Origin of the sequence: Tibeticola sp., assembly GCF_022759015.1 — a bacterium.
Lineage (GTDB): Bacteria > Pseudomonadota > Gammaproteobacteria > Burkholderiales > Burkholderiaceae_C > Tibeticola > Tibeticola sediminis.
The window spans coordinates 1-22,234 of record NZ_JAEMQB010000084.1; the positions used below are offsets into that span (position 1 = coordinate 1).

23 protein-coding genes and 1 tRNA gene are annotated in these 22,234 nt (G+C 67.6%); 12 read left to right on the forward strand and 12 right to left on the reverse strand.

The features are described 5' to 3' along the window. Window positions 1–52: 52 nt before the first annotated feature. The 5 genes from JHC36_RS05120 to JHC36_RS05140 form a co-directional block, all read right to left on the reverse strand. Window positions 53–832, reverse strand: coding sequence for a UDP-2,3-diacylglucosamine diphosphatase (locus JHC36_RS05120; RefSeq protein WP_287916653.1), 780 nt, complete (start codon window positions 830–832; stop codon window positions 53–55). 8 nt (window positions 833–840) lie between these two features. Further along, window positions 841–1,350: a peptidylprolyl isomerase gene (locus JHC36_RS05125; protein ID WP_287916656.1), complete on the reverse strand. Its 510-nt coding sequence runs from the start codon at window positions 1,348–1,350 to the stop codon at window positions 841–843. 7 nt (window positions 1,351–1,357) lie between these two features. Continuing rightward, a complete protein-coding gene (locus JHC36_RS05130; protein WP_287916659.1) occupies window positions 1,358–1,966 on the reverse strand; it encodes a peptidylprolyl isomerase in 609 nt (202 codons plus the stop codon). Further along, the gene (locus JHC36_RS05135) at window positions 1,963–3,228 is read right to left on the reverse strand and encodes a L,D-transpeptidase family protein (protein WP_287916662.1); all 1,266 of its coding nucleotides are present in this window, start codon (window positions 3,226–3,228) and stop codon (window positions 1,963–1,965) included. The genes JHC36_RS05130 and JHC36_RS05135 overlap by 4 nt, the downstream gene beginning before the upstream one ends. A gap of 62 nt (window positions 3,229–3,290) precedes the next feature. Next, window positions 3,291–4,367: a tetratricopeptide repeat protein gene (locus tag JHC36_RS05140; protein WP_287916664.1), complete on the reverse strand. Its 1,077-nt coding sequence runs from the start codon at window positions 4,365–4,367 to the stop codon at window positions 3,291–3,293. 167 nt (window positions 4,368–4,534) lie between these two features. Here JHC36_RS05140 and cysS point away from each other — a divergent pair, with 167 nt between their 5' ends. The 7 genes from cysS (at window position 4,535) to JHC36_RS05175 (ending at window position 10,746) form a co-directional block, all read left to right on the forward strand. After that, window positions 4,535–5,944, forward strand: coding sequence for a cysteine--tRNA ligase (gene cysS / locus JHC36_RS05145; RefSeq protein ID WP_287916667.1), 1,410 nt, complete (start codon window positions 4,535–4,537; stop codon window positions 5,942–5,944). Next, a complete protein-coding gene (locus JHC36_RS05150; RefSeq protein WP_287916668.1) occupies window positions 5,941–6,645 on the forward strand; it encodes a DNA-3-methyladenine glycosylase family protein in 705 nt (234 codons plus the stop codon). Before cysS ends, JHC36_RS05150 begins: the two co-directional genes overlap by 4 nt. A 101-nt stretch (window positions 6,646–6,746) precedes the next feature. Continuing rightward, entirely contained in the window at window positions 6,747–7,724 is a 978-nt protein-coding gene (locus JHC36_RS05155) for an acetyl-CoA carboxylase carboxyltransferase subunit alpha (RefSeq protein ID WP_287916671.1), read from the forward strand. 91 nt (window positions 7,725–7,815) lie between these two features. Further along, window positions 7,816–8,004 carry a hypothetical protein gene (locus tag JHC36_RS05160; protein ID WP_287916674.1) on the forward strand — a complete coding sequence of 63 codons (189 nt, stop codon included), beginning with the start codon at window positions 7,816–7,818 and terminating at the stop codon, window positions 8,002–8,004. An 11-nt stretch (window positions 8,005–8,015) separates the two neighbouring features. Next, window positions 8,016–8,972 (forward strand): tRNA lysidine(34) synthetase TilS, encoded by a 957-nt coding sequence (gene tilS / locus JHC36_RS05165; protein ID WP_287916677.1) that lies wholly within the window; start codon window positions 8,016–8,018, stop codon window positions 8,970–8,972. A 372-nt stretch (window positions 8,973–9,344) separates the two neighbouring features. Further along, window positions 9,345–10,607 carry an aspartate kinase gene (locus JHC36_RS05170; RefSeq protein ID WP_287916679.1) on the forward strand — a complete coding sequence of 421 codons (1,263 nt, stop codon included), beginning with the start codon at window positions 9,345–9,347 and terminating at the stop codon, window positions 10,605–10,607. Window positions 10,608–10,652: 45 nt separating this feature from the next. Continuing rightward, window positions 10,653–10,746 (forward strand) — tRNA-Ser (locus JHC36_RS05175). A gap of 68 nt (window positions 10,747–10,814) precedes the next feature. Here the strand turns inward: JHC36_RS05175 and JHC36_RS05180 are convergent. Both JHC36_RS05180 and hemH read right to left on the reverse strand, forming a co-directional pair. Beyond that, window positions 10,815–11,222: an RNA-binding S4 domain-containing protein gene (locus tag JHC36_RS05180; RefSeq protein WP_287916682.1), complete on the reverse strand. Its 408-nt coding sequence runs from the start codon at window positions 11,220–11,222 to the stop codon at window positions 10,815–10,817. 44 nt (window positions 11,223–11,266) lie between these two features. Further along, window positions 11,267–12,358, reverse strand: a complete 1,092-nt coding sequence (hemH, locus tag JHC36_RS05185) for a ferrochelatase (RefSeq protein ID WP_287916685.1) — start codon at window positions 12,356–12,358, stop codon at window positions 11,267–11,269. A 112-nt stretch (window positions 12,359–12,470) separates the two neighbouring features. Between hemH and JHC36_RS05190 the strand changes: the two genes are divergently transcribed. Then, window positions 12,471–13,178, forward strand: a complete 708-nt coding sequence (locus JHC36_RS05190) for an HAD family hydrolase (RefSeq protein WP_124219767.1) — start codon at window positions 12,471–12,473, stop codon at window positions 13,176–13,178. Window positions 13,179–13,226: 48 nt separating this feature from the next. Here the strand turns inward: JHC36_RS05190 and JHC36_RS05195 are convergent, their stop codons facing one another. Further along, a complete protein-coding gene (locus JHC36_RS05195; protein ID WP_287916690.1) occupies window positions 13,227–13,664 on the reverse strand; it encodes an Lrp/AsnC family transcriptional regulator in 438 nt (145 codons plus the stop codon). Window positions 13,665–13,706: 42 nt separating this feature from the next. Between JHC36_RS05195 and JHC36_RS05200 the strand changes: the two genes are divergently transcribed. Next, a complete protein-coding gene (locus tag JHC36_RS05200; RefSeq protein ID WP_287916693.1) occupies window positions 13,707–13,853 on the forward strand; it encodes a hypothetical protein in 147 nt (48 codons plus the stop codon). 9 nt (window positions 13,854–13,862) lie between these two features. Next, window positions 13,863–14,390 carry an EamA family transporter gene (locus tag JHC36_RS05205; protein WP_287916695.1) on the forward strand — a complete coding sequence of 176 codons (528 nt, stop codon included), beginning with the start codon at window positions 13,863–13,865 and terminating at the stop codon, window positions 14,388–14,390. Between the two features lie 30 nt (window positions 14,391–14,420). Here JHC36_RS05205 and JHC36_RS05210 read toward each other — a convergent pair whose 3' ends face one another. The 4 genes from JHC36_RS05210 to hpnC all read right to left on the reverse strand — a co-directional run bounded on the left by JHC36_RS05210 (window position 14,421) and on the right by hpnC (window position 18,822). Then, window positions 14,421–15,518: a PilT/PilU family type 4a pilus ATPase gene (locus tag JHC36_RS05210; RefSeq protein ID WP_287916697.1), complete on the reverse strand. Its 1,098-nt coding sequence runs from the start codon at window positions 15,516–15,518 to the stop codon at window positions 14,421–14,423. Between the two features lie 143 nt (window positions 15,519–15,661). Then, on the reverse strand, window positions 15,662–17,047 hold the full coding sequence (gene hpnE / locus JHC36_RS05215; RefSeq protein WP_287916700.1) for a hydroxysqualene dehydroxylase HpnE: 1,386 nt from the start codon (window positions 17,045–17,047) through the stop codon (window positions 15,662–15,664). Then, a complete protein-coding gene (gene hpnD, locus JHC36_RS05220; protein ID WP_124219755.1) occupies window positions 17,047–17,886 on the reverse strand; it encodes a presqualene diphosphate synthase HpnD in 840 nt (279 codons plus the stop codon). Before hpnD ends, hpnE begins: the two co-directional genes overlap by 1 nt. Window positions 17,887–17,961: 75 nt before the next feature. Then, window positions 17,962–18,822, reverse strand: coding sequence for a squalene synthase HpnC (gene hpnC / locus JHC36_RS05225; protein WP_287916705.1), 861 nt, complete (start codon window positions 18,820–18,822; stop codon window positions 17,962–17,964). A gap of 123 nt (window positions 18,823–18,945) precedes the next feature. Here hpnC and JHC36_RS05230 point away from each other — a divergent pair, with 123 nt between their 5' ends. Together JHC36_RS05230 and JHC36_RS05235 are read left to right on the forward strand one after the other, a co-directional pair. Beyond that, window positions 18,946–20,175: an efflux RND transporter periplasmic adaptor subunit gene (locus JHC36_RS05230; protein WP_287916708.1), complete on the forward strand. Its 1,230-nt coding sequence runs from the start codon at window positions 18,946–18,948 to the stop codon at window positions 20,173–20,175. Between the two features lie 7 nt (window positions 20,176–20,182). Beyond that, a partial coding sequence (locus tag JHC36_RS05235) for an efflux RND transporter permease subunit (RefSeq protein ID WP_287916710.1) occupies window positions 20,183–22,234 on the forward strand: 2,052 nt, incomplete at its 3' end.

The window sequence follows — 22,234 nt, forward strand, 5'->3', positions numbered from 1 at the left end:
CGCCCGCCGTGGCGACCAAGCGCTTGAGCGGCTCAAGCCAGGCGATCATGGTTCAAAGCGCGATGCGCTGCCACTGGCCGCTGCGTTCGACCCGCAGCACCGACCCGCGCGCGGGCTCGGCGTCGAAGTCCCAGTCGCTCAGAACGATGCGAGAGGCTGAGCTCGTGCGGCACGGCAGGGTGTGAACCGCGGGGCGATGCGTATGGCCGTGGATCAGCACCGGTGCGTCGGCGGCTTCGAGCCAGGCGCAGGCGGCTTGCGCGTCCACCTCGGCCAACGCGTCGGCGGCAAGCGCGCGTTGGCGTTCGGCGCTCTGCGCGCGCAGCGCCCGGGCCAGGGCGAGTCGCGCGTCGATCGGCTGGGCCAGAAAGGCCTGTTGCCATGGGTGCGCGCGCACCTCGGCGCGAAACGCTTGGTAGGCGGTGTCGCCGGTGCAGAGCGCGTCGCCGTGCGAGAGCAGCCAGCGCCTGCCGCCGAAGTGGAGCACCGTCGGGTCGGCCAGCGGCCGCACGCCGGTGCGGGCGAACCACGCGGGGCCGACGAGAAAGTCCCGGTTGCCCGGCATGAAATACACCGGGCGGTGGGCCGTCGCCTCCGAGAGCACCTCCGCACAGTCGCGCGCGAAGGCGTCGGTTTCGGCCAGGTCGTCGCCCACCCAGACCTCGAACAAGTCGCCGAGGATGAAGACGGCGTCGGCCGTCGTCCGGTGCAGATAGTCGCGCCAGACGGTAAAGGTGCGCGCTGCGGCGGCCTCCAGGTGCAGGTCGGCGATGAAGTCGACGGCACGCCACTCGGCGCGGGCGTCGAGGTCGGCCATCGCCGGAGCCTGCATGGCTGGTTTTATTCCTTCACGATCGCGCGCTCGATCACCACGTCGGTGACGGGCACGTCGGCATGTCCGGCCTTGTTGCCGGTCTTGACCTTGGCGATCGCGTCGACGATCTCCTGGCCCGCGATCACCTTGCCGAAGACCGCATAGCCCCAGCCCTGCGCGCTCGGCGCCGTGTGGTTGAGGAAGTCGTTGTTCGCCACGTTGATGAAAAACTGGGCCGTGGCCGAGTGCGGCGCGCTGGTGCGGGCCATGGCAATGGTGTAGGTGTCGTTCTTCAGGCCGTTGTTGGCCTCGTTTTCGATCGGGGCGTCGGTTGCCTTTTGCTTCATGCCCGGCTCCATGCCGCCGCCCTGGATCATGAAGCCCGGGATGACGCGGTGAAACAGCGTGCCGTCGTAGTGGCCTTTGCGCACGTAGTTGAGAAAGTTCTCGACCGTCTTGGGCGCGCGTTCGGCGTCGAGTTCGAGGGTGATGACGCCGTGGTCTTTGATGTGCAGTTCGACTTGAGGGTTGCTCATGGGGGGCTCAGTTCAGAAGGGTGGCGGATTGGATGACGACGGGCGTGCGCGGTACATCGCGGCCGAACGGGCCGCCGGGGCCCGTCGGTACGCTGCGGATGCGGTCGATCACGTCCATGCCTTCGACGACGCGTCCGAACACGGCATAACCGTAGCCGTCCGGCCGCGGCGCGTCGAGGTTGGGATTGTCCACGACATTGATGAAAAACTGTGCCGTGGCCGAATTCGGGTTGGCCGTGCGCGCCATCGCAATTGTGCCGCGCTGGTTTTTGAGGCCGTTGTTCGCTTCGAGCTGGATCGGTGGGCGCGTGGGCCTCTGCGCGTATTGCGCGTCGTAGCCGCCACCCTGGATCATGAAGCCGTCGATGACGCGGTGAAAGACGGTGCCGTCGTAGTGCCCGGCGCGGACATAGGCGATGAAGTTTTCGACCGTCACAGGCGCTTTGGCCGGGTCGAGCTCGACCGTGAACGCGCCCAGGTTGGTGGAAAAGCGCACCCGCGGCGCGGGCGTCGCGGCCCGCGCTGCAGCAGCGCCCAGCGTGGCAAGGCTCGCTGCGGCCAGCAGCAGCGCGCGGCGGCCGAAGTGGGGCGTATCGAGGTGGGAAAACGGCTTCATCCGATGACTCCTTCGAAAATGATTTTCCAGTGGGTACCGCGACGCACCCAATACTGGCGCTTTACGGGCCCGATTCGGGCGCCGGCGACGACTTCACCGAAGGTGGTCACCATGATGTCGTCGCTGTCGGTCCAATGCAGATAACTCAAGTCTTTGAGTTCGATTTCACGTCCCCGCGTGGCAGCGACCTCCTGCGCGAGGGCGGGCATCCACTCGGGCAGTGTGCGCTTGTAGTTGCGAAACTCCGGGGCATAGAACGCGAGCACCCGCTGAACATCGCCGCTGCTTTTCGCCGTGCGCCAGGCCCTGAGCGTGTCCTCGAAGCCCTTGATCTCGGCCCGTAGCGTCTGCGGGGACGCCCAATGCAGCTGGCGGGCGATCACCACGGGGGTGGAGCGAACCTCGACCGTGCGGATGATGTGGTTGAGGTCGGTGTTGGCGAGCACGATGCAGCCATCCGAAGCCTGCGGTGCGCGCGCGTACTGACCCGGCGGCGTGCCGTGTAGCCAGATCCCGTTGCCCGAGCGACCCCGCAGTTGGTCGATCGGGTTGGGGTAGTTGATCGGCAGGGCACCGGAGCCGTAGAAGTCTTTGAGGCTGCGCGGGTCCAGGTTGCTGGTGATGTAGTAGACGCCCAGCGGGGTGCGCTGGTCGCCCTCGGCCTGCTTGTCGACACCGAGCTTGCCCACCGAGATGTAATAGTCCGCGACCAGCCGCAGACCCTGCTCGGCCGTGTTCTCGAACAAATACAGCCGCGAACGCGAGGTATCGATCGCGATGGCGTGGCGCGTACGCGGCGAGAGCGCCACGAAGTTGCTCGGAATCTTGCCGGGTGGCGGCCGCTCGCGCAGCGCGCGCAGACGCTGACGCGACTCTTCGCGCAAATCACTCAAGGCTTCAGGGGCAGCCCGCTCGGCTGTGTCGGGAACGTCACCGAAGCGGCTCACTGGCCGCACACGGCTGCTGAGCAAGTCGCCGTAGACCAGCTGAGCGAGTTGAAAGTCCGGATAGTCGTTGACCAGCTGCTGCGCGGCTTCGAGCGCGGCGCGCGTTTCGGCACGGCCGATCAGGCGGTAGACGGCCATCAGACGGGCTTCCGCGTCACCACTGGGCCGGGCTTCGGTCTTGGACGGCGCGCGCGGCGATGCCGCAGAGGGCGCTGACGCGTGTGCCCGAGCCGCAGCCCGCTCGCTGCGCGCCGAAGCTTGGGTGACGAACGTCAAGGTCGCTATTAAAGAAATAGCGATCAGCGACCATTTCATGCCGGCAATCCCGGAAAAATGTGTGAAGTCGCGTGCGATGCGGCACGCGGCGACGGCGGCGCTCAATCGCCGGTCGTCTCGCGCACGATGAGCCAGCGGTCGCCGGACTTCACGAGGTCCAGCCGCTTGCGGCTGGTGACGTGCAAGCCATCGGCCCGGTAATCCTGGCGGAATTGCGCGCTGGCCTTCGACCCGTCGACGGACACCTTGAGGTCCTCGATGCGGACTTCGATCCGCGACTTGCCCAGGATGCGGCTGCGGCGCTCTTCCTCCCAGGACTTGCGTGGCTTCTTCCCCGGCGTCTCGAATTGCGGCGCATAGGCCGAGAAATACTTGCCGAGGTCCTTCGAGGCCCATGCCGTGGCCCAGGCGCGCACGGCGGCTTCGACCGCACGCGCTTCCGGGGCGGGCGCGGCGCTCGGGGCCGCTGCGGTCGAAGCCGATCCCGTGGCTGCTGGGGCCGTCTTCGCCGCGGCGCTGGCCGCTGGCGCCGGCACAGGCGCGACGGCGGATGCTGCCGGCGCGGCAGGGGCGGGCTTGGCTGCAGCCGAAGCCGTTTTTGCACTGGCTGGCGGCTGTTTGGCGGGTGCTGCAGCGCCTTTGGGCGCCGGCGCGAACAGTTCGCGGATCAGGGCGAGCTTGGGCTGGACGGCGGTGTTGCTGGCATCGAGCTGCAGCGCCTTGCTGTAGGCCTGGCTGGCCAGCCGGGCGTAGACGTCGCCGAGGTTTTCGTGCGCGGTGGCGTAGCTCGGGTTGGTGCGGATGGCCATTTCCAGCGCGGCACGCGCCTTGTCGTACTGGTTCTGCGCGGCGTAGAGCACGGCGAGGTTGTTGTAGGGCTCGGGCAGCTCGGGATAGTCCTCGGTGAGCTTGACGAAGACGTTGATCGCGTCCGCGGTTTTTCCCATTTCGGTCAGCACGACCCCCTTAAGGAAGCGCAGGCGCGGATCGCCGGGCTTGGCCGTCAAGGCCTGGTCGACGCGGGCGAGCGCCTCGGAGCTTTTGCCCGCACGCAGCAGCTGGGTCACGTCGCTGGCCTCATCGGCCCAGGCGTAGGGGGCGGTGAGCGCGAGCACGAGGACGCTCAGCGACGCGCGGCGCAAAAAGCGTGTAAGCATCGCGTTTGGGTTGACGTTCATGGATTTGGGAGGATGTGGCGTCGAACTGGAGCCAGCCCAAGGGCCTGGCCGTCGGTATACTGAAACGATTGTAGCCACCCATCACGGGTCGCCTTGCGCGCGTGCGCTGCACCGTGATCTCGGCGCCGCCGGCCGTGCAGGCGCCTTTTTTGTTTTCCGACTTTTCCATGAGCCTACGCATTTACAACACGCTCGCGCGTGCGCTCGAGCCGTTCGAGCCGCTCGAACCCGGCCATGTGCGCATGTATGTCTGCGGCATGACGGTCTATGACTTCTGCCACCTCGGCCATGCGCGCTCGATGATCGCCTTCGACGTGGTGCAGCGCTGGCTGCGCACTTCGGGCTATCGCGTCACTTATGTGCGCAACATCACCGACATCGATGACAAGATCATCCGTCGCGCGCTGGAAAACGGCGAGACCTTGCGCAGCCTCACCGACCGCATGATCGCGGCGCTGCACGAAGACGCCGATGCGCTCGGGGTCGAGCGCCCGAGCTTCGAGCCGCGCGCCACGGACTATGTGCCACAGATGCTCTCACTGATCCACACGCTGGAAGACAAGGGGCTCGCCTATCGCGGCGAGGGCGGCGACGTCAACTTTGCGGTGCGGCGTTTTGCCGGCTACGGCAAGCTCTCGGGCAAGTCGCTCGATGAACTGCATGCGGGCGAGCGCGTCGCGGTGGCCGCGGGCAAGGAAGATCCGCTCGACTTCGTGCTTTGGAAAGCCGCCAAACCCGAGGAGCCGGAAGAGGCCAAGTGGAGCGACACCGTCGAGCCCGCACATCCCTACGGGCGCGGGCGACCGGGCTGGCACATCGAATGCTCGGCGATGAGCTGCGCGCTGCTCGGTGAGACCTTCGACATCCACGGAGGCGGCGCCGATCTGCAGTTTCCGCACCACGAAAACGAGATTGCGCAAAGCGAGGGCGCGCACGGCAAACCGCTGGCGCGCTTCTGGATGCACAACGGCTTCATCAACGTCGACAACGAGAAGATGTCGAAGTCGCTCGGCAACTTTTTCACCATCCGCGATGTGCTCCAGCGGTTCGACGCCGAAACCGTGCGCTTCTTCGTGGTGCGCAGCCACTACCGCAGCCCGCTCAACTACAGCGATGCGCATCTGGCCGATGCGCGCGCGGCGCTCAAGCGGCTCTACACCGCGCTCGACGCCGTGCCGCCCGAGCCCTTGGCTGCCATCGACTGGAGCGAACCGCACGCCGCGCGTTTCAAGGCTGCGATGGACGAAGACTTCGGCACGCCCGAGGCCGTTGCGGTGTTGTTCGACCTCGCCGGCGAAGTGAACCGCACGCGCGCCGGCGCGCGCAGCGGCTTGCTTCAGGCGCTCGGGGGTGGGCTGGGCGTGCTGCAAGACGAGCCGCGGCGTTTTCTGCAAAGTGGCGGCGCGGCGCAGTCGATCGACGCCGCGTGGGTGGAGGAGCGCATCGCGGCGCGCGCCGCAGCCAAGGCGCGCCGCGACTTTGCGCAGGCCGATGCCATCCGCGCCGAGCTGGCCGCCGCCGGCGTGGTTCTCAAAGACGCTGCCTCGGGAACCACTTGGGAAGTGGCGGCGCCATGACGTCCCGAGACGACTTGGATGCACCCCTGCGGGTTCCCGCGGCGGGCCCGGTGGCGGACGCGGTTGGGGGCCTGTCGCCTTGCGTCAAGCCCGCATACTGGGACGAAGCGACGCGCCACCTCATGCGCAAGGACCGGGTGCTCAAGCGCCTGATTCCGCGGTTTGGTGATGCCTGCCTCGAATCCCGCGGCGACGCGTTCGGCACGCTGGCGCGTTCGATCATCGGCCAGCAAATTTCGGTCAAGGCCGCGCAGTCGGTCTGGGACCGCTTCAAAGCGCTTGCAGACGAGGTGACGCCGCGCGCGGTCTTGCGCATGCGCGTCGACGACATGCGCGCCGCAGGCCTGTCCGCGCGCAAGGTGGAATACCTGATCGACCTGGCGCTGCATTTCGACTCGGGCGCGCTACACGTCGAGGCTTGGCCCCAGATGGACGACGAAGCCATCATCCGCGAACTGATTGCGATTCGCGGCGTGGGCCGCTGGACGGCCGAGATGTTTTTGATTTTTCACCTCTTGCGGCCCGACGTGCTGCCGCTCGACGACGTCGGGCTCATCCGCGGCATCAGTGAAAACTATTTTTCCGGCGAATCGGTGAGCCGCAGCGATGCCCGCGAGGTGGCCGCCGCCTGGGCGCCTTACCGCAGCGTGGCGACTTGGTATATTTGGCGCGCTTTGGATCCCCACCCCGTTTCCTACTGAATGCGTTCTGGGGTGGCCGCAGGGCGCGGCGCCGACCTCGGCGGCCTGCAGCGTCCGATCCACCCGGGGCTCCAACACCCGAATTCACGAGGAGAACGGCCTTGGCCAAGAAGACCTATCTCGACTTCGAGCAGCCGATCGCAGAGCTCGAAAGCAAGATCGAGGAATTGCGCTATGTCCAGAGCGAGTCGGCGGTGGACATTTCCGAAGAAATCGAGCAGCTCAGCAAAAAGAGCCAGCAGCTGACGAAGGACATCTACTCCGACCTCACGCCGTGGCAGATCACGAAGATTGCGCGCCACCCCGAGCGTCCCTACACGCTCGACTATGTTTCGGAAATCTTCACCGACTTCACCGAAATGCACGGCGACCGGCATTTCGCCGACGACCTCTCGATCGTCGGCGGGCTGGCCCGGTTCAACGGCATGCCGTGCATGGTGATCGGCCACCAAAAAGGCCGTGACACCAAAGAGCGCGCGTTGCGCAATTTCGGCATGACCAAGCCCGAGGGCTATCGCAAGGCGCTGCGCCTCATGAAAACCGCGGAGAAGTTCGGGCTGCCGGTGTTCACCTTTGTCGACACACCGGGCGCCTACCCCGGCATCGACGCCGAGGAGCGCGGCCAGTCCGAGGCCATCGGCCGCAACATCTTCGAGATGGCGCAGCTCGAAGTGCCGATCGTCACCACCATCATCGGCGAAGGCGGCTCGGGCGGCGCGCTGGCGATCTCGGTCGGCGACCAGGTCTTGATGCTGCAGTACGCGGTCTACTCGGTCATCAGTCCCGAGGGCTGTGCGTCGATCCTGTGGAAGACCGCCGACAAGGCCGAGGAGGCCGCCGCGGCCCTGGGCATCACCGCGCATCGCCTCAAAGCGTTGGGCCTGGTCGACAAAATCGTCAATGAACCCGTGGGCGGGGCGCACCGCGACCCCAAGCAGATGGCCGCCTTCCTCAAGCGCGCCTTGGCCGAAGCCTGGCGCCAACTCGCCGACCTCAAGACCAAAGACCTGCTCGACCGGCGCTACGCGCGCCTGATGAGCTATGGCCGCTTCACCGACACCAAGGCCGAACGACGCTGAGGCGGCGGCCGCTCCTGGCGTCCGACTGCCGGCGCGCGCCGTTCATCCTAAATCCGGCAGTTGACCGCTTTGAGCTGAATGCAAGGTGTTGATGTTTGAACCGTTTTGGGTGCAAAAGCCGTTCGCCGCTTGGGTGAGCGCTGCGCACCCGTTCGAGCCGCCCTCGGGCGCGGGGGCGGCGTTGCAAATCCTCGCCATGGCACCCGCCATGGCTGTGGTTTGCGCCTTGCCCGCGCGCCCGATGACGGCCCGCCCGGGCGCGCCCAACTGTCGGATTTAGGTTCATCGACGATGAACACCGCGGTCGATGTCGCCCTGGCGCGCTTTCAGCCGCGGCTGCCGCTGGCCGTGGCCTACAGCGGTGGGGCCGATTCGACGGCTTTGCTGCTCGCGTGCGCCCAGCGCTGGCCAGGCCGGGTCCACGCGATCCACGTCCACCACGGCTTGCAGCCCGCGGCCGATGCGTTCGAGCAGGCGTGCCGTGCCTTTTGCGCCCAGATCGGCGTGCCGCTGAGCGTGGGCCGCGTCGACGCCCGGCACCGCTGCGGCGAGAGCCCCGAAGACGCTGCCCGGCGCGCCCGATATGAAGAAATTCGGCGGATTGCCAGCGCCATTCGGTCGCTGGATGCTATTGAAGATATAGCGCTGGCGCACCACGCCGACGACCAGGTGGAAACCCTGCTGATTGCGCTCTCGCGTGGGGCGGGCCTGCCCGGCTTGGCGGCCATGCCCGCGGTGGCCGAGCGCTCGGGCCTGCGCTGGCACCGCCCGCTGTTGGAAGTGCCTGCGGGGGCGATCCGCGAGTGGCTGCGCTGCCGGGGCGTGCGCTGGATCGAGGACCCGACCAACGCCGACCCGCAGTACCTGCGCAACCGTCTGCGGGCCACGGTTTTGCCGGCGCTCGATGCGAGCCTGCCGCAGTTTCGAGTGCTCTTTGCGCGCAGCGCCCGCCACGCAGCCGAGGCGCAAGGTCTGCTCGAGGAACTCGCGCGCGAAGACCTCGAGCGCGTGGGCGATCCGCCCGCCCTCGCAGCGCTGCGCTTGCTCTCGGAGCCGCGCCGCCGCAACCTCTTGCGGTTCTGGCTGCGGACCCGGCATGGCACCACGCCGACGGCCGCGCAGCTGTCCGAACTCTCGAGGCAGATTGCCCACTGCAGCACGCGCGGCCATGGACTGCGGATTCGCGTCGGCCGAGGGCTGGCGGAGCGCCGCGGCGACTGTCTGGTGTGGATGTCCGAAGAAAGCTAAGCGCCTCGACCTCGTCAGGTCCGGTCAGGACGGGCCGATACAATCGGGAGCGGCACGGCGCCGTCATCTAAGGCAACGCTGAATAAGTTTCCGCCATGGCGCGCGCCCGGCCGCGGGATGGGATGCGAGGCGCAAACCGCAGCCATAGCTCAAGCTATGGCGAGGATTTGCAACGACGCAGACCGCCCGCAGCCGGGATGCGCGACGCGCGTGGGACTTGTTCAGCGTTGCCCTAAGCTCACCGGCAGCGGCTTCGTCTGCGGCGCGTGACGGCCTCGCGACCTGGCGCCGCGTGGATCGTGGCGCCTGCCCGCCGCTTCGCGTCTGGATGGCGCCGGAATCCTCCCTACTTATTCGCAGCTTGCAAGCACCATGTCATTGATCGTTCACAAATACGGCGGCACGTCGATGGGCTCGACCGAGCGCATCCGCAACGTCGCCAAGCGCGTGGCCAAGTGGGCCCGCGCCGGCCACCAGATGGTCGTCGTTCCGAGCGCCATGAGCGGCGAGACCAACCGCCTGCTCGGCCTGGCCAAGGAACTCGCTCCCGAGCGGCCCGACACCGCGTACTACCGTGAACTCGACATGCTGGCGGCCACTGGAGAGCAAGCCTCGAGCGCGCTACTGGCGATCGCCTTGCAAGCCGAGGGCCTCGAAGCCGTCAGCTACGCGGGCTGGCAGGTTCCGATCCGCACCGATAGCGCCTACACCAAAGCGCGCATCGACTCGATCGACGACGCGCGGGTGCGTGCCGATCTGGCCGCTGGCAAGGTCGTCATCGTCACCGGTTTTCAGGGCGTGGACGAGGCCGGCAACATCACGACCTTGGGCCGTGGCGGCTCGGACACCTCGGCCGTGGCGGTGGCCGCAGCGCTCAAGGCCGATGAATGCTTGATCTACACCGACGTGGACGGCGTTTACACCACCGATCCGCGCATCGTCCCCGAGGCTCGGCGGCTGCACTCGATCAGCTTCGAGGAAATGCTCGAAATGGCCAGCCTCGGCTCGAAGGTGCTGCAGATTCGCTCGGTCGAGTTTGCCGGTAAATACAAGGTGCCGCTGCGTGTGTTGTCGAGTTTCACACCGTGGGACATCCCCATCGAAGAAGAGGCCCGCTCGGGAACCCTGATTACTTTTGAGGAAGATGAAGACATGGAACAAGCCGTAGTCTCGGGAATCGCGTTCAACCGCGACGAAGCGAAAATCTCCGTTCTGGGCGTGCCCGACAAGCCCGGCATTGCTGCCCAAATCCTCGGCGCCGTCGCTGACGCCAACATCGAGGTGGACATGATCATCCAGAATGTCGGCAAAGAGGGGCGGACCGACTTCAGCTTCACCGTGCACCGCAACGATTACGCCCGCACCATGGACCTGCTGAAGGAAAAAGTGGCGCCTGCCCTGGGCGCGCAGGAAGTGTTGGGGGACGCGAAGATTTGCAAAGTGTCCATCGTCGGCATCGGCATGCGCAGCCACGTCGGCGTGGCCAGCACCATGTTCCGCAGCCTCTCGGAAGAGGGCATCAACATCCAGATGATCTCCACCTCCGAGATCAAGACCTCGGTCGTCATCGACGAGAAATACATGGAACTCGCCGTGCGGGCCCTGCATCGCGCATTCGGCCTCGACGCCGAATAAGGTTCCCGCCGCCGAGCCGCCGTGCTCTGGCATAATGGCGGGATTGGAGACGTGACCGAGAGGCCGAAGGTGCTCCCCTGCTAAGGGAGTATGCGCGCTAAAACGTGCATCGAGGGTTCGAATCCCTCCGTCTCCGCCAAAAAGGAAAAGCCCCGACTGCTCATGCATCGGGGCTTTTGTTTTTCCGGCTCGATCCCGGGCGCAGTCTCACTCGTCGATCGACGCGCTCCAGCGTCCGTTCCATCGGGCCTTGTCGAGTGCGCGGCGGTCGCGTTTGGTCGGCCGTGCGTGTGCGATACCGAGCGCGGGTTCGGGCGCGAGGCGGCGTTGTTCAGCGGCGCGCTCGCGCTCGGCAATGCTCTCGGGCGTTTCTTCGTACAGGGCTTGCGCCACGCTGGCCGGCCCGCGCTGGGCGCTGATGCCGCGGACGACGACGGTGCGCTGCACCGATCCCTGGCGCAGCTGCACGGTGTCGCCGGGTTTGACCTCGCGTGCGGGCTTGGCCACGAGGCCATTGACTTGCACGCGGCCTTTGTCGATTTCTTCCACGGCCAGCGAGCGGGTCTTGTAGAAGCGCGCGGCCCACAGCCATTTGTCGATGCGCAGTCGTTCCATGCGGCGATTGTGGCGGCGGTCAGCGGTCCATGGGGCAGCGCACGCTACAGCTTCGCCCCCAAGGCCAGCGCGGCTGCGCGCTGGGCGGCGAGCGCGGCGGGGTCGGGTAACTCCCGCGTGGGCCAGCCGGCGAGATGCCGTTCGGCGAGCTCGGCGAGTGCGGTGATCCAGGCGTCGCTGTCGTTGAGACAGGGGATGTATTCGAAGGTTTGCCCACCCGCGTGCAGGAAGGCTTCCCGCCCTTCCTGGTTGATTTCCTCGAGCGTCTCGAGGCAGTCGCTGGTGAAGCCGGGGCAGACCACCTGCACATGCTTGACGCCGCTTTGCGCGAGCGCCACCAGCGTGGGCTCGGTATAGGGCTCGAGCCATTTGGCCTTGCCAAAGCGCGATTGGAAGGTCAGTTGCCACTGCGAGGCTTCCAGGCCGAGCTCTGTGGCGAGCAGTCGCGCCGTTTTGTGGCATTCGCAGTGGTAGGGGTCGCCGAGCTGCAGCGTGCGTGCAGGAACGCCGTGAAAGCTCATCACCAGCTTGTCGGGCTGGCCGTGGCTTTGCCAGTGCGCGCGGATGCGCTGCGCGAGCGCGGCGATGTAGCCGGGGTCGTCGTGGTAGCGGTTGACGAAGCGCAGCTCGGGGATGTTGCGCGTGCGCGCGGCCCAGGCGTAGACGGCGTCGAACACACTGGCGGTGGTGGTGCCGCTGTATTGCGGGTAGGCTGGCAGGATCAGGATGCGCGTCGCGCCCTCGGCCTTGAGGCGGTCGAGCTCGGCGGCCACCGATGGGTTGCCGTAGCGCATGGCGTAGCGCACCGTCAGCTGGTGGCCGCGCTTGCCCAGCCAGCCGCTGAGCTTCGTCGCTTGCCGCTCGGTCCAGACCTTCAGCGGCGAGCCCTCGGGCATCCAGATGCTGGCGTACTTGGCGGCGGACTTCTTCGGCCGCACCCGCAGGATGATGCCGTGCAGGATCAGCCACCAGATGGGCTTGGGGATCTCCACCACCCGCGGGTCGGCGAGGAACTGCGCGAGGTAGCGGCGCAAGGCGCTGGCGCTCGGTGCTTCGGGCGTGCCGAGGTTGCACAGCAGCACGGCGGTGCGCGGCGGCTGGCCGTGGGTGTAAGGGGGTTCGGGGCGAAAGCGCATGCGGTATTCTCGCCCACCCATGACAAGCTCGGATTCCCCTGAACTTCTCCCCTGCGGCTGCCGCCGCCCGGCGCCCGCACCTGCGCCCGAGGGACTCGGCCCGAGCGGTGCCATGGCGGGCGTGGGCCTCGACGTCGGCCGGATTCGCGCCATCACGCTCGACCTCGACGACACCTTGTGGCCGATTTGGCCCACGATTTCCCGCGCGGAGCAGGCGCTGACGGCCTGGCTGGTGCGCCACGCCCCGGCGGCTGGCGCGCTCGCGAGCCAGCCGGGCGTGACCCGCGCGATGCGCCTGGCGGTCGAGGCGGAACGGCCCGATCTGGCGCACGACCTGGGCGCGCTGCGTCTGGAGGCGCTGCGCGCGCTGTTGCGCCGCGCCGGTGAGGATGTGGCTTTGGCGGAGGCGGCTTTCGAGGTTTTTCTCGAGGAGCGTCACCGCGTGGACTTCTTTGCCGATGCGATCGACGCGCTCGAGCTGCTCTCGGCGCGCTATCCGGTCGTAGCCTTGTCGAACGGCAATGCATGCGTGCACCGCATCGGCATCGGGCACCGTTTTTGCGCCGCCGTCAGCGCGCGCGAGATTGGCTACGGCAAGCCCGACCGGCGGATTTTTCTGGCCGGTGCCGCCGCAGCAGGGGTGCCGCCCGAGGCCGTTTTGCATGTGGGGGACGACGCGGAACTCGACGGCCGCGGGGCGCTCGACGCCGGGATGCAACTCGCCTGGGTCAATCGCACGGGCTTGGCTTGGCCCGATCCGACGCGCCGGCCACACGCCGTCGTGACGGACCTGCGGCAGCTCTGCGCGCTGCTTTCGTAAAGAAAAGCGTCACAGGCCAGCGTAAAACGGTCGTTTAGTGCTCTCTTTTTAGGAGTTTTCGGACGACTTGGCGCGGGGCAAGCGCAGCGGCCGATCCTCGAACTCGGTGTTGAGGACCACCGTGCTGGTCGTGCGGGCGACGCCGGGGATGGCCTTGATGGCGTAGAGCACGTCTTCGAGGGCTCGGGCGTGGCTGGTGCGTATCTTGGCCAGGAAGTCGTATTCGCCGGCGACGCTGTGCAGTTCCTGCACCTCGGGCATCTCGCGCAGACGCGGGGCAACCTCGCGGCAGTGCACGCCGCCGTCGTTGCGAATCATCACGAAGGCGGTGAAACCGAGGCCCAGCGCCAGCGGATCGACGCTGAGCGAAAAGCGCCGGATCACCCCGCGCTCGACGAGTTTCCTCACCCGCTCGTGCACGGCAGCGGTGGAGAGACCCACTTCGTGGCCAATGTCGGCGTAAGAACGACGGCTGTCGACGCTCATGGCCGTAAGAAGTCTCGCATCCGTCTGATCGTGGGTGGGTTCATGGTCAGTTTGGCGATGAATTTCGTCGTGTTTGCACAACGCGCAGGCATCGGCTCGGGCCTGATGGCGACGGTGGTGACCACCATGCCGTTGTGGCTGACACTCTGGAGCCGCATCGGCGGCGCGCCGGTTTCGCGGCGGACCTGAACCGACTTGGTGCTGGGCGTGCTCGGTGCGGTGCTGCTCGCGCTCGAGCGCGATTTTTCGGCGACGCCGCTGGGCGCTTTGCTGGCGTTTGGCGCGCCGCTCGCCTGGAGTCTGGGCTCTCATGCCAGCCGCCGGCTCGAACAGCCCACGCCGGGCGTTGGCGCTGCGGTGCAGTGGCTGGTCGTGGGCTTGGTCTGCGCCGCGATGGCCTTCGCGTTCGAGCCGGTGCCCGATCCGGCGCACTGGAGCCTCGAAACCCTGAGCGCCTGGTTGTACCTGCTGCTGCTGCTCGGAACGCTGGTGACGCTCAATGCCTATCTGTGGTTGCTCCAGCACACCTCGGCAGCGCTCGCGGGCAGCTACAGCTTCGTCAACCCGGCGGTCGCCTTGCTTTTGGGCGCCCTGATCGGCGGCGAGCATCTCGATGGTTGGGTGATGCTCGCGCTGCCGCTGATTCTGCTGGCCCTCGTGCTCATCCTGCTGCCTGCGCGCAACCGCAGCCCGGCAGCCTCGGCCCTGCTGCGGCCCGCGCGCTGAGCGGCGCTCGCGACCGAGGCTTGACGTGCCTCAGACCGCCTGCGGGTCGTGGGCGCTGCGCACCCGCAGGCGCAGGCTGAGGTCGGTTCGAGAGTCCGCGTGCTCGAGGGCGGTTTCGAGGGTGATGCGTCCGCTTTGCACCAGCCGCAACAGATCCTGGTCGAAGGTGTGCATGCCGAGTGCGGCGTTTTTCTCGATCGCCACGCGCAGTTCGTCGACCTCGCCCTTTTCGATCAGGTCCGCGATATGGGCCGAGCGCAACATCAACTCGGTACACAGCACAGGGCCCTCGCTGTCGCTGGCTGGGGGCAGCAGGCGCTGCGAGAGGATCGCTTGGAGGTTCATCGACAGGTCGAGCCGCACTTGCGCGTGTCGATGCTCGGGGAAAAAGTTGATGATGCGTTTGATGGCCTGCGCCGCGTTGGCCGCGTGCATCGTCGAGAGGCAGAGCTGCCCGGTTTCGCTGTAGTTGAGGGCTTGCTCCATGCTCTCCCGGTCGCGAATTTCGCCAAGCACGATCACATCGGGCGCTTGCCGCATGGCATTGCGCATGGCTTCGCCGAAGTTTTGGGTGTCGAAGCCGACTTCGCGCTGCACCACGGTGCTTTGATCGTGCTCATGCAGGTATTCGATCGGGTCTTCCACCGTCAGGATGTGACCGGCTCGCCGACGCGCCCGTTCGCGCACCAAAGCGGCCAGGGTCGTGCTTTTGCCGGAACCCGCGGCACCGACGATGAGCACGAGTCCGCGCGGCAGCAGCGACAACTCGCGCACCGTCGCGGGCAGGCCGAGGGTTTCCGTTGGGGGCACCGTGTCGCGGATGTGCCGCGCCACCATGCCGACATGGCCACGTTCGCGGAATAGGTTGATGCGAAAGCGTCCGACGCCGGCTTCGTCCCAGGCGAGGTTGAACTCTTGCTGCGCGTCGAACGCGGCCGACTGGGCCGGCGTGAGCAGCGAACGGGCAAGCCCATCGACTTCGGCCGCGGTGAGCGCGGGGTAGCCCGGAATCGGGGCCGCGCGCATTTGAACGCGCAGCCGGGGTGGGGCGTAGGCGATCAGGAACAGGTCGGAAGCTTGTGCCGCGACCGCGGCGCGAAACAGGGCAGCGAGTTTGGGAGTGCTCATGGGCGGGCCTTTCGGTCTGGCGTCGGATGCCAGCCGGGTTCATGCTAGCGCGCGGCGCCCGGTTTGCACAGCCTGGCGGGGGCTTGGAATTTGACCGAAGGCAACGCTGAACCAGTTCCTGCGATGGCGCGCGAGGGACTTGTTCAGCGTTGCCCGAAATCAATCAAGCACGCCGCCGCGGCGCCGCTTCGGACCGCGCCTTCGAGTGTTGCGGGGTAGGGGCCGGCGACGTAGTCACCTGCGGCCCACAGACCCGGGGCAATGCGGGCGCTCGGGCGCTCGAGATCCGGCGTGCAGGCGAAGGTGGCGCGCCGCTCGGTGAGCGTGGCGACGGGCTCGAGCCTCAGGCCCAACTGGTCGCGCGCCTGCGCGAGCACGGCGGCCTCGATGTCGGCGCGCTCGCCGCGGCTGTCGCTCACGACGAAAGCGTACAGACCCGCGGGCCCGCCCAGTGCGACGCGGTCGAAGACGAATTGCGCCGGAGCTCCAGCGCCGCTGCGCAGCGCCAGCATGGGCTCGGGCAGGGCAGGCGGGGCGGCGCCTGCGCCGGCGGAGTTGGATGGCCATCGTGCATAGACGGTCGTGATGGCGGTCGCGCGCAGGGCTTTCGCGCTGCGGGCCCAGCGCTCCAGGGTGGCGGCTTCGGTAGCGCTGGGGCTGTGCGCCGCAGCGGTATGCACGAGTCGCGCGGCTTCGATGGAGGGGCAGGCGAGGATCACCTGATCGAAAACCGCACCGTCGAGCTGCCATCTCGGCTGGGTGGGGGCTGCCCCATGGCCTTCCGGCGCGAGGGTTTGCACGCGCGCGCCCAGGCGCAGCGTCTGAGCGCGCGCACGCAGCCAGTCGACGGCGGCGTCGGGAAACAGCCGGCCCAAGTCCACGCGCGGCAGCAGCAGGTCGCTCGCGCGCATGCCGGGGGCGGGCGCGGGTGCGAACAAGGCGTCTTGCAGCACCCGCAGGAACACCGCGCCGCTGGCTTCGTGTGCGGCGGTGTTGAGGGCCGAGACGCACAGCGGCTCGATGAAGCGCTCCTGCACCCGAGGCGGCAAGCCGCGCGCGAGGTCGGCCACGGTGGCGTTGGGTGCACAGCGAAACGCCGCGAGCCGCCAGCGCGCCGCGCGCGTGAGCAGCGAGCACCGCTCGCGCAGGCTCCAGCCCCGTGCACGGGCGATGCCCATCAGCGCATTCCAAGGCGCGGGCAGGTCGGGCAGCGCCACACCCTCGCCGTTGGCGTCGCGCAGCGCGAGCGGACGGCGGAGCAGCACCGCCTCGGGCGAGACGCCGACCGTGCGCATCAGCGCAAGCGTCTCGGTGTACGCGCCGATCAGGATGTGCTGGCCGTTGTCGAGCGTGAGGCTGGCGCCGGGCTCGGTTGTGCGTTCGACGCGGCGCGCGCGGCCTCCGACCTGGCGCGCGGCTTCGAACAGGGTGACGGCGTGGCCCGCCTGCGTGGCATGGACGGCTGCAGCCAGCCCGGCCCAGCCGGCGCCGACGATGGCCACGCGAGCGGGCGAGCCTGGCGCGGCCATCACATGCGCCCGAGCGCCTGCATCTTCCAGGCGAGCCAGAACTTGCGCAAGGGTGTGAGCGCGATGCGCTGATCGAGCACGCGAAAACCCTCGCGCTCGATGGCGCGCAGCAAATCGCGGTAGATGCTCGCCATCATGAGCCCGGGCTTTTGCGCGCGTCGGTCGGCTGCGGGCAATTGGGCCAGCGCCTCGTCGTAGAGCGCATGCGCGCGCTCGGCCTCGAAGCGCATCAGCGCGGCGAAACGGTCCGAGTGCTGGCGCTGGAGGATCTCTTGGGCCTTCACGTCGAAGCGCTGCAAATGGTCGATGGGCAGGTAAATCCGCCCGCGCAGCGCGTCCTCGCCCACATCGCGCAGGATATTGGTGCGCTGCAGCGCCTGGCCCAGCGTGTGCGCGTAGGCCGTGGTCGCGGGGTCGGTTTGGCCGAAGATGCGTGCGGCGACCTCGCCCACCACGCCGGCGACGAGGTGGCAGTAGCGGGACAGAGCCGCTTCGTCGAGGTAGCGCGTTTGCGTGAGGTCCATGCGACAGCCTTCGATCACGGCCTGCAGCGGTGCCTCGGTCAGGCCATACGGGGCGATATGGGGGCTGAGGGCGCGCATCACCGGGTGGCTTGGCCGGCCGGCAAAAGTTTGGTGGACTTCCCTCTGCCACCAAGCCAATTTCGCCGCCGCGACGTTGGGCTCATGCACTTCATCGACCACGTCGTCCACCTCGCGGCAGAAGGCGTAAAACGCCGTGATCGCCGCGCGCCGCTCGGGGCTCAGAAACAAAAACGCGTAATAAAAGCTGCTGCCCGAGGCGACGGCTTTTTGCTGAACGTAATCTTCGGGCTTCACGGGCAAGGCGAGGTGGGGTTTCGGAACGGCGCCGATTGTCCCATTGCCTTTGACCGCTGCGGCGCGGAGGGAATCTCAGGGTGGCGGACGCCGCATGCACAGCGCCCGCCAGAGCAGCCGCGGCACATCGCGGGCGTGCAGCCGCGGGCGCTGCTCGAGCAAGCGGTCGCCGCTCGTCGCGATCTGCTCGAGCATGCGCGCTGCGCCCTGCACGACCAGGCGCAGCTCCCAGCCCGCTCGGCCCGGCACTTCGAACGCAATTGGGGCGCCTTTTTGCAGCATTGCCCGCGTGAATTGGTGCAGTTCTGCTATCAAATTTGAGAACTCCGGGCCGCGCACGGGCGCCCGCGGGTCGACGCCGTGGTGCGCGCAGCGGTCGGCCGGCAGGTAATAGCGCTGGCGCGGCAAATCCACGCTCAGGTCTTGCCAGAAGTTGATGAGTTGCAGCGCGCTGCACACCGCGTCGCTGCGCGCCCGCGTGTCCGGGTCGTCGATGCCGTAGAGGTGCAGCATGAGCCGTCCGACCGGGTTGGCCGAGCGGCTGCAATAGTCGAGCAACGCGTCGAGATCTGCGGGCACCGCACCCGCGCGTGTCGCGCGCACGTCCTGCTCGAAGGCATCGAGCAGATGCTCGAGCGGCGCCAGCGGCAGCCGGTGTCGCGCCATCACCGCGGCCAGCGGCGCAAACACTTTGGGCCAAGCGCTGTTCTGGCGCGGGCTGCCGGCGGCGGCAGCCTGCAACTCGGCGCGGTATTCGGCCAGCCGCTGCAGGCGCGTCGCGGCATCGACCTCGCCCTCGTCGGCCAGGTCGTCCGCCGTGCGCGCATAGGCGTAAATCGCCGCGACCGCCGGCCGCAGCGCAGCCGGGCACAGCCACGAGGCGACGGGGAAGTTTTCGTAATGGGTGACCGGCGGGGCCAGCGGTTCGGCAGTCATGGGTGCTCCATTGTCGCTTGACAGGCGAGGGGGTCTTCCTCTAGATTACTAACCAGTCAGTCAGTAACTGGGTTCGGGGCGCCGTGCGCATCCGTTCCCGCATCGGTTTTCCGGGAGCACGAGATGCAAGCAGTACAAGGGCGGCACCGGTCGCTGTTTTTTTCGGACGGGCGCGGCGCGCGCGTGTGGCTCGCGCTGGGCGCGGCGCTCGCACTGGGCGCTGTGAGCGGCTGCAGCAAGCCGCCCGTGGAGGAGCCGCCGCTGCGCACGGTCAAACTCATCACGGTCGGGGTCGCGCCCTTGTCCGCGCAGCGCGAATACGCCGCCGAGGTCCGTGCGCGTGTCGAGTCGCGGCTGGGCTTTCGGGTGGCCGGCAAAATCATCCGCCGTTCGGTCGAACTCGGGCAGCGCGTGGCTGCGGGCACGGTGCTGGCGGAGATCGATCCGCGCGACTACGCGCTCGCGGCCGAGGCTGCACGCGCGCAGGTGGCAGCGGCGCAGACCCAGCGCGACCTCGCGGCGGCCGACTTCAAGCGGTACCAGGCGCTGCGCGAGCAAAACTTCATCAGCGGAGCTGAACTCGAGCGCCGCGAAACCGCGCTGAAGGCGGCCGAAGCCAGTCTGCAGCAGGCCCGAGCGCAGTTGGGCGTGCAGGGCAACCAAGCCAGCTACACCCGGCTCGTCGCCGATGCGGCTGGAGTCGTCACCGGGCTCGACGCCGAAGTCGGGCAGGTGGTTGCCGCTGGCGCGCCGGTCGTTCGCGTCGCGGTCGATGGCCCGAGAGACGTGGTGTTTCATCTGCCCGAAGACAAGCTCTCCAGCGTGCGTCGCGGCCTGGCCGTGACGGTACGCGTCTGGGGCGAAGCGCGGGAGCGCGAAGGGGTGGTGCGCGAGATTGCCGCGGCGGCCGACCCGGTCACGCGCACCTACCTGGTTCAGGTGGCTTTGCAAGGCGGGGAGCCGCCCGCCCTCGGGGCGACGGCGACGGTCGTACTGCCCGCGCCCATGGCCAGCGGCGCGCCGGTGGCGGCGATCAAGCTGCCCACCACGGCGCTGCGGCAAGAGGCCGGCCACTCGGCGGTCTGGGTGTACGACCCGCAGAGCAGCACCGTCTTGTCGCAACCGGTGGAGGTCGCCACGGCCGATGGCAACGAGGTCGTCGTCACGGCCGGCCTCAAGCCCGGCCAACAGGTGGTGGCGACCGGGGTGCATGTGCTCGCGCCCGGCCAGAAAGTGCTGGTTTATCAGGAAAAGTACCAGAATGCCGGCGCCAATCCGACCTTGGCTGCTCCTCAAATAGGAGCAAGTCAGACGTCGCCTGCGCGTGCAGCGGCTTCGGACGTGGCTCGGTGAGGTGCATATGGTTCACCACACCCACCCGGAACGGGCTTTCAACCTCTCGCGTTGGGCCATCGAGCACGACGCGCTCACCCGCTTCCTGCTCATCGTGCTCATGCTGCTGGGCATTGCCGCGTATTTCCAACTGGGCCAGGACGAAGACCCGCCGTTCACCTTCCGCGCGATGGTTGTGCGCACCTATTGGCCGGGGGCGAGTGCGCGCGAGGTGGCCGAGCAGGTGACCTACAAGCTCGAGAAGACGCTGCAAGAAGTCCCCTACGCCGATCGCATCCGCAGCTATTCCAAGCCCGGCGAGTCGCAGATCATCTTCCAGATCAAGGACTCCTCGCGCCCGTCCGACGTGCCCAACGTCTGGTACACGGTGCGCAAGAAGATCGGCGACATGCGCGGCACGCTGCCGCAAGGCGTCGTCGGGCCCTTCTTCAACGACGAATTCGGCGATGTCTTCGGCGTCATCTACGTGCTCGAAGCGCCAGGCTTCAGCCCCGCCGAGGCCAAGGTGTTCGCTGACCAGGTGCGCGACCAGCTGCTGCGCGTGCCCGACGTCGCCAAGGTCGAACTGTTCGGTGTGCAGGACGAGAAGGTCTACATCGAGCTGTCGCAAAAGCGCCTGGCCGAGCTTGGGCTCGACCTCAACGCCGTGCTCGCGCAGCTCAACCAGCAAAACGCGGTCGAGTCCGCCGGCGCGGTGCAGACGCCCTCCGAGGTGGTGCAGGTGCGGGTGGCGGGTTCGTTCAATTCGGTCGAAGACCTTGCCGCCATGCCGATCCGCGGCGCGCCCGTTTCGGCGGGCGCCGGGGCGCCGCAACTGCGGCTGGGCGACATCGCGCGCGTGTACCGCGGCTATGTCGATCCGCCGCAAATCAAGGTGCGCCACGACGGCGAGGAGGGCATTGCGCTCGGCGTCTCGATGGCCAAGGGCGGCGACATCATCCGGCTCGGCAAGGCGCTCAAAGCGGCCGCCGCGCGCATCGAGCAGGGCCTGCCCGCCGGTGTGAAACTCGTGCAAATCCAGGACCAGCCGCGCGCGGTGAGCACCTCGGTCAACGAGTTCGTGCGCGTGCTCATCGAGGCGGTGGTCATCGTGCTCGGCGTGAGTTTCGTCTCGCTCGGCCTGCACAAGAAAGCCGAAGCCGCCGGTTTGCCGCTGTGGCGGCGCTACACGCTCGACGTGCGCCCCGGCCTGGTGGTCGCGATCACCATCCCGCTCGTTCTGGCCATCACCTTCCTGGCGATGCGCTACTTCGACATCGGGCTGCACAAGATTTCGCTGGGCTCGCTCATCATTGCGCTCGGCCTCTTGGTCGACGACGCCATCATTGCCGTCGAGATGATGGTGCGCAAGATGGAGGAGGGCTACGACAAGGTGCGCGCAGCGACCTTTGCCTACGAGCTCACCGCCATGCCCATGCTCACCGGCACGCTGATCACCGCCGTGGGCTTTCTGCCCATCGGCATTGCGCGTTCTTCGGTGGGGGAATACACCTTTGCCATCTTCGGGGTCACCGTCATCGCGCTGCTGATCAGCTGGGTGACCGCGGTGTATTTCGTGCCCTATCTCGGCGTGGTGCTGCTGCGCCAGCCGCCCAAGGCTGCGGCGGCGGGCAGCGGCGAAGGCGCGGGGGGTGGGGCGGTTGCCGGCGACGGACCCCACGAGGTCTTCGACTCGCCTTTTTACAACCGCTTCCGAGCCGCGGTGACCTGGTGCGTGACGCACCGCTGGAAGACGATCGGCGCGACGATCCTTCTCTTTGCGCTGGGCATCGTCGGCATGGGCATGGTGCAACAGCAGTTTTTCCCGGATTCCTCGCGACCGGAAATCCTGGTGGACCTTTGGTTCCCCGAGGGCACCTCGTTTGCCGCCAACGAAGCGGTCGCCAAGCGGGTCGAGGCACGCCTCCGGGCCGAACCCGGCGTCACCGCCGTGAGCCAGTGGGTGGGTTCGGGTGTGCCACGCTTTTACCTGCCGCTCGACCAGACCTTTCCGCAGACCAATGTCTCGCAGCTCATTGTGCTGCCCAAGGACCTGCCCACGCGCGAACGTCTGCGCAAG